The organism is Dietzia sp. B44 (genome assembly GCF_014145245.1).
GTDB lineage: Bacteria > Actinomycetota > Actinomycetes > Mycobacteriales > Mycobacteriaceae > Dietzia > Dietzia natronolimnaea.
Window position 1 is genome coordinate 1 of record NZ_JAALEF010000201.1, and the last position, 5,903, is coordinate 5,903.

General features: G+C 71.6%; 6 protein-coding genes. 3 read left to right on the plus strand and 3 right to left on the minus strand.

Annotated features, from left to right (window positions below; all coding sequences use genetic code 11):
- Positions 1–100 precede the first annotated feature (100 nt).
- The 3 genes from ispF to rlmB are packed head-to-tail and all read left to right on the plus strand — an operon-like array spanning position 101 to position 3,011.
- Positions 101–583, plus strand: a complete 483-nt coding sequence (gene ispF, locus G6017_RS07455) for a 2-C-methyl-D-erythritol 2,4-cyclodiphosphate synthase (protein WP_179524505.1) — start codon at positions 101–103, stop codon at positions 581–583.
- 42 nt (positions 584–625) lie between these two features.
- Positions 626–2,041, plus strand: a complete 1,416-nt coding sequence (gene cysS, locus G6017_RS07460; RefSeq protein WP_179524506.1) for a cysteine--tRNA ligase — start codon at positions 626–628, stop codon at positions 2,039–2,041.
- 1 nt (position 2,042) lies between these two features.
- Complete coding sequence (gene rlmB / locus G6017_RS07465) at positions 2,043–3,011, plus strand: 23S rRNA (guanosine(2251)-2'-O)-methyltransferase RlmB (protein WP_182616740.1); 969 nt, start codon at positions 2,043–2,045, stop codon at positions 3,009–3,011.
- 19 nt (positions 3,012–3,030) lie between these two features.
- On the opposite strand, the gene G6017_RS07470 is transcribed toward rlmB, so the two are convergent.
- Genes G6017_RS07470 through G6017_RS07480 form a run of 3 tightly spaced genes read right to left on the minus strand, consistent with a single transcriptional unit; the run spans position 3,031 to position 5,775 of the window.
- Positions 3,031–4,008 carry an aminoglycoside phosphotransferase family protein gene (locus tag G6017_RS07470; protein ID WP_347237960.1) on the minus strand — a complete coding sequence of 326 codons (978 nt, stop codon included), beginning with the start codon at positions 4,006–4,008 and terminating at the stop codon, positions 3,031–3,033.
- Positions 4,009–4,042: 34 nt separating this feature from the next.
- Positions 4,043–4,891, minus strand: coding sequence for a metal ABC transporter permease (locus G6017_RS07475; protein WP_179524508.1), 849 nt, complete (start codon positions 4,889–4,891; stop codon positions 4,043–4,045).
- Positions 4,891–5,775, minus strand: a complete 885-nt coding sequence (locus tag G6017_RS07480) for a metal ABC transporter ATP-binding protein (RefSeq protein ID WP_179524509.1) — start codon at positions 5,773–5,775, stop codon at positions 4,891–4,893. The genes G6017_RS07475 and G6017_RS07480 overlap by 1 nt, the downstream gene beginning before the upstream one ends.
- Positions 5,776–5,903: the final 128 nt, after the last annotated feature.

The following is a 5,903-nucleotide window of genomic DNA, read 5'->3' on the forward strand; positions in this document are numbered from 1 at the left end:
GTGCCCTGCACGAAGTCCGTGCCCTGTCGGAAGTCCGTGCCCTGCACGAAGTCGGCGCACCGCAGGAGCCCGGTGCACGCGAGAACCCGGAGGAGCACCCGTGACCGGACCCGTGATCCCGCGCGTCGGCATCGGCACCGACGCCCATCAGGTGCAGCCCGGCAAGCGATGCATGATGGCCTGCCTGCACTTCCCGGACGACCACGGGTGCGAGGGGCACTCCGACGGCGACGTGGTGGCCCACGCCCTGGTCGACGCGCTCCTGTCCGCGGCCGGTCTCGGTGACCTCGGCACCCTGGTCGGCACCGGTCGCCCCGAGTACGACGACGTCTCGGGTGAGCGGCTCCTGCGCGAGGCGGTGGCGGAACTCGCCGGGCACGGGTGGGCGATCGGGAACGCCGCCGTGCAGATGGTGGGCAACCGCCCCAAGATGGGCCCGCGGCGGGTCGAGGCGGAACAGACCCTCTCGGCGATCATCGGCGCCCCGGTCTCCGTCTCGGCCACCACGACCGACGGCATGGGCTTCACCGGTCGCGGCGAGGGGGTCTCCGCCGTGGCGACGGCCCTGGTGTTCCGGAGCTGACGAAGCGGGCGGGAGGGTGCGTCACCGGTAGACTCGCTACCCGTGACGCTCCATCTGTACGACACCGCCACCCGCTCCCTCCGGGAGTTCACCCCAGTCCGGGAGGGGCACGCGTCCGTCTACCTCTGTGGAGCCACCCCCCAGTCCGTGCCGCACATCGGCCACGTCCGGTCCGGGGTCGCCTTCGACGTCCTGCGCCGCTGGCTGCTGGCCACGGGCTACGACGTGGCGTTCGTCCGCAACGTCACCGATATCGACGACAAGATCCTCACCAAGGCCGCCGAGAACGGCCGGCCGTGGTGGGAGTGGGTCGCCACGCACGAACGCGAGTTCACCAGGGCGTATGACGCCCTCGGGGTCCTGCCGCCGTCCACCGAGCCGCGGGCGACCGGGCACGTGACGCAGATGATCGATTACATGGAGCGGCTCATCGAGCGCGGCTTCGCCTATCCGGCCGAGGGCAGCGTCTACTTCGACGTGGCCGCCTGGTCGGCCGCACCGGAGGGCGATTACGGCCACCTCTCGGGACACCGCCTCGACGAGGTCGACCAGGGTGAGGCGGCGGACCTGCGCGGCAAGCGGGACCCGCGGGACTTCGCGCTGTGGAAGGCGGCCAAGCCGGGGGAGCCCAGCTGGCCCACCCCGTGGGGGGAGGGCCGTCCGGGCTGGCACCTCGAGTGCTCGGCCATGGCGACCTGGTACCTCGGTGGGACCTTCGACATCCACGGCGGTGGTCTGGACCTGCAGTTCCCGCACCACGAGAACGAGGCGGCACAGTCCCACGCGGCCGGAGACGGCTTCGCCCGGTACTGGCTGCACAACGGGTGGGTCACCATGGCGGGGGAGAAGATGAGCAAGTCGCTGGGCAACGTGCTCAGCGTGCCCAACATCCTCAGCGCGGTGCGACCCGTCGAGCTGCGCTACTATCTCGGCAGCGCGCACTACCGCTCGATGCTCGAGTACTCGCCGGAGGCACTGCAGGAGGCGGCCGCCGGGTACCGGAGGATCGAGGCGTTCGTGCGGCGCGTGACCGAGGCCGGCGTCGAGGTGCCCGTGGGTGACTGGACGGACGGGTTCGCCGCGGCGATGAACGACGATCTCGGGGTCCCCGCCGCACTGGCGGAGATCCACGGTCGGGTGCGCGAGGGGAACACCGCCCTGGCGTCCGGCGACCTCGACGCGGCGCTGACGGCCGCGTCGGCCGTGCGGGCGATGACGGCGGTCGTGGGCGTCGATCCCCTCGACCCCCACTGGGTGGCCGAGGGCGGCGCGGACGACGCCGCGACGACAGCGCTCGACTCGCTCGTGCGCGCAGAACTCGAGGCGCGCGACATCGCGCGTTCGAACAAGGACTTCGCCACCGCCGACGCGATCCGGGACCGTCTGGTCTCGGCCGGCGTCGAGGTGGCAGATACCGCGGACGGCCAGAGATGGTCGCTCGCCAACCGGAAGGACTGACATGGCTGGCAATTCGGCCCGACGCGGAGCGATCCGCAAATCCGGCACCAAGAAGGGCCAGGTCGTCGGATCCGGCGGTCAACGGCGGCGGGGCCTCGAGGCCCGCGGCGCCACGCCCAAGGCCGAGGACCGCACGTATCACTCCGCGCACCGCAAGGCCAAGGCCGCCTCGCGGAAGGCGGAGACCACGCAGCAGCGGCGCCGGTACGCCGAGAAGCAGGCCGATGGTCCGGAGTACGTGGTGGGCCGCAACCCGGTGGTGGAGTGCCTCCGGGCCGGCGTGCCCGCGACCGCGCTGTACGTCGCGGTCGGCTCGGACGCCGACGAGCGACTGACCGAGGCCGTCCACCTGGCCGCCAACAAGGGCATCTCGATTCTCGAGGTGCCGCGCACGGACCTCGACCGCATGGTGTCGAACGGGATGCACCAGGGGATCGGGCTCCAGGTGCCGCCGTACCAGTACACCGATCCCAAGGACCTGCTCGACATCGCGATGGGAGCATCCGAACCCGCGCTGCTCGTGGCCCTGGACAACATCACCGACACCCGCAACCTCGGCGCGGTCATCCGTTCGGTCGCCGCGTTCGGCGGACACGGCGTCCTCATCCCGGAGCGGCGCAGTGCGTCCATCACGGCCGTCGCGTGGCGCGCCTCGGCCGGTGCCGCCGCCCGGCTGCCGGTCGCGCGCGCGACCAACCTCAACCGCACACTCCTGGACTGGGCGAAGTCCGGGGTACAGCTCGTGGGCCTGGACGCCGACGGCGACACCACCCTGGACACCTACGACGGCACCGGCCCCACGGTCGTCGTGGTGGGCTCCGAGGGTAAGGGTCTCTCACGGCTGGTGCGCGAGAACTGCGACTCGATCCTCTCGATCCCGATCTCCGGAGGGGTGGAGAGCCTCAACGCCTCGGTCGCCGCCGGCGTGGTGCTGTCCGAGTTCGCCCGCCAGCGTCGCGTGAAGGGCTGACGGGCCCCTCGGTTCCCGTTCAGCCCGGCGGGCGGCGGGGCGATCGACAACGATCGAACGTCGCCCGTGCGTACTCCCACGTCTCCTCGCCGTAGTACAGGTGCCCGACGACCATGTAGAGCCCGGCGAACCGTTGGTAGGTCCACGCCCGGTCGAGGAAGGTCGAGTCGATCCGACCGACGTAGCGCGCGAGCACCTCGTCGACGAAGCCCGGGCCGTACTCGTACAGCTCGGCGAAGTCGACCGCCGGGTCGCCGAGACACATGTCGGTGAAGTCGATGAGCCCCAGCCGGCCCGGGGACGTCCGCCGATCCCAGTACAGGTGACGGACGTAGACGTCGTTGTGCAGGAAGACCCTGGGCAGCAGGGTGGACTGGAGCGCGGCGACCTCGTCACAGATCTCCCGCGCGGTCCGCATCTCGTCCTCGGTGAACACCGCAGGGAGGTCGTGGGCCACGATCCCCCGCACGAAGTCCAGGTTCTCGGGTTGGTACGAGTCCGGGACCCGGTCCAGCGGCGGGGTGGAGGTGTCGGCCGCGTGCAGCGCCGCCAGCAGGGCACCGAGCTGCCCGGCCACCGACGTCCTGTCCGTCGTGGGCAGACCGCGGAGTAGCTCGGGGGTCAGCCTGTCCCCACCCACCAGCGGATACCCGGCGAAGCCGCCGCCCGACGGGACGTGCGTGTACCGGGGGATCGCGGCGTCGACACCGGGGGACAGGTGGTCGAGGACGGCGATCTCCAGCGGGAGCTGTGCGAGCGCCTGCTCGTCCGTCGGGAACCGGAACACCAGGTCCCGGTGCCCCAGGGCGTCGGCCCCGCGGCAGCCGCGACACAGCGCCACCACGTGGTCCCACCCCTCGTCGATCCACGACGCCGAATCCCAGGCGAGGGTCGGGAACGCGGCGCGGATCGCGTCGAGCTCAGCGCTGCGCTCGGCCGGGGGCTCGGCCGGGGGTCCGGCGGGTCGCTCGGCAGGGGGGTCGGGGTCGATGGGCACCCGTCCGACGGTAGTCACGCGGGCCGGTCGGTGCTCAGCTCCGGAGTGCCGCGACCGCCCGGCACGCCAGGTAGATGACGAAGGAGATGGTGGTGACGAACACCGAGACGGGCACCCCGGGCGCGAGCGAGAGCAGCATCCCACCGACCGCGGCGATCTGGGCGAACAGGATGGTCAGGGCGATCGCACGCCCGGGGCTCGAGGTGACGGCGGCCGCGGCGGCGGCAGGGGTGATGAGCAGCGAGAGCACGAGCAGCGCCCCCACCACCTGGACGGCCTGGGCGGCCGCGAGGCCCACCAGTACCGCGAAGACCAGGTTGATCGCGCGCACGGGAACCCCCCGCGCCTCGGCGACCTCGGGGTCCGCGGAGGAGAAGACCAGCGGACGGTAGAGCGCGATCAACGTGACGCAGATGATCGCCGCGACCACAGCCATCTGGACCACGCCGTGCTCCGACACGCCCACGATCTGCCCGGTCAACAGGGAGAAGCTGGTCCCCGACCGGCCGGGGTAGAGGTGGATGAACAGCACGGCCATGCCGAGGCCGAACGCCATGACCACGCCGATCGAACTGTCGCGCTGGGAGGCGCGGGCGCCCATGAGTCCGAAGATCAGCGCGGCCACCACGGATCCGAGGATCGCACCCAGGCCCAGGTTGAGGCCGAACAGCAGTGCGGCGGCGGCGCCGGTGAGGGCGAGTTCGCTGGCGCCGTGCACGGAGAACGACATCTGCCGCATCACGATGAACGGCCCGATCGCCCCGGCCAGCAGGCCGAGCAGCGCGATCGCGACCAATCCGTAGAGCACGAAGTCCTGGCGGAGCAGGTGCGCGGTCACCTCGGTGTCGGCGATCGTCCCGGCGATCTCGAGCAGGCGGTCCATCAGTGCGCTCCGGGGTGGGTGTCGTCGTGATGGTGGTGGCCGGTGGACCAGGGTTCGGCGCACAGGTGCTGGGTGTCGCCCACCACGATGATCTGGCCGCGGACCCGCAACACCTCGACGGGCGAGGAGTAGAGGTCGGACATGACCTCGGTGGTGAACACCTCCTCCGGGGTGCCGATGCGGTGGCGCCCGTCCACGAGGTAGACGATCCGGTCGACCATCGGCAGGACCGGGTTGATCTCGTGGGTGACGAAGAGGACCGCGGTGCCGTGGTGACGACGGCGGTGGTCGAGTACCGAGGCGACGGTGCGCTGGCCGGTGAGGTCCAGGCTCAGCAGCGGCTCGTCGCAGAGCATGACGCACGGGTCGCACGCGATGGCCTGGGCTACCCGGACGCGTTGCTGCTCGCCTCCGGACATGCGACCGAGCGGCTTGTCCGCCAGCTGCCCGGCCCCCAGGCGGTCCAGCGCGGCGTCGACCACCCGACGCTTCTCGCCGCGCCGGGACGGCCACCCCGGACCCCAGCGGGTCCCGTCGATCCCGAGTCCGACCAGGTCGCGTCCTCGCAGGGTGATCCCGGGGTCGAACGCCTTCTGCTGGGGCACGTACCCCAGGTGGGTTCCGCGGTCGCCGGGGGCGCGGCCGTCCACCAGCACGGTGCCGGAATCGGGTGCCAGCTCGCCGAGGAGCACCTTGAGCAGGGTCGTCTTGCCGGCTCCGTTGGGGCCGAGCACGGCGACGAACTCCCCGGCGGCCACCTCGAGGTCGAGATCGCGGATGAGGGTGCGCCCGCCGCGCGAGACCGTCACCGACTCCAGGGAGACGACCGTCCCGGGGCCGGGTTCGCCGCGGAAGTGAGATGTCACCTGGTCAGTGTCCACCATCGGCGACCGGGGTCGCACCGTCGAGGGCCGAGGACAGCGAGTTGACGATCCCCGTCATCCACGTGGTGTAGTCCATGCCCTCGGGGAGGGTCTCGGTGAGGTCGACGACGGCGACGTCCGCCGACTCG

What these genes read in the sequence shown, in the direction of transcription:
- rlmB (WP_182616740.1), top strand. Translation starts at nt 2,043, where the DNA reads ATGGCTGGCAATTCGGCCCGACGCGGAGCGATCCGCAAATCCGGCACC.
- G6017_RS07480 (WP_179524509.1), bottom strand. Translation starts at nt 5,775, where the DNA reads ATGGTGGACACTGACCAGGTGACATCTCACTTCCGCGGCGAACCCGGC.
- G6017_RS07475 (WP_179524508.1), bottom strand. Translation starts at nt 4,891, where the DNA reads ATGGACCGCCTGCTCGAGATCGCCGGGACGATCGCCGACACCGAGGTG.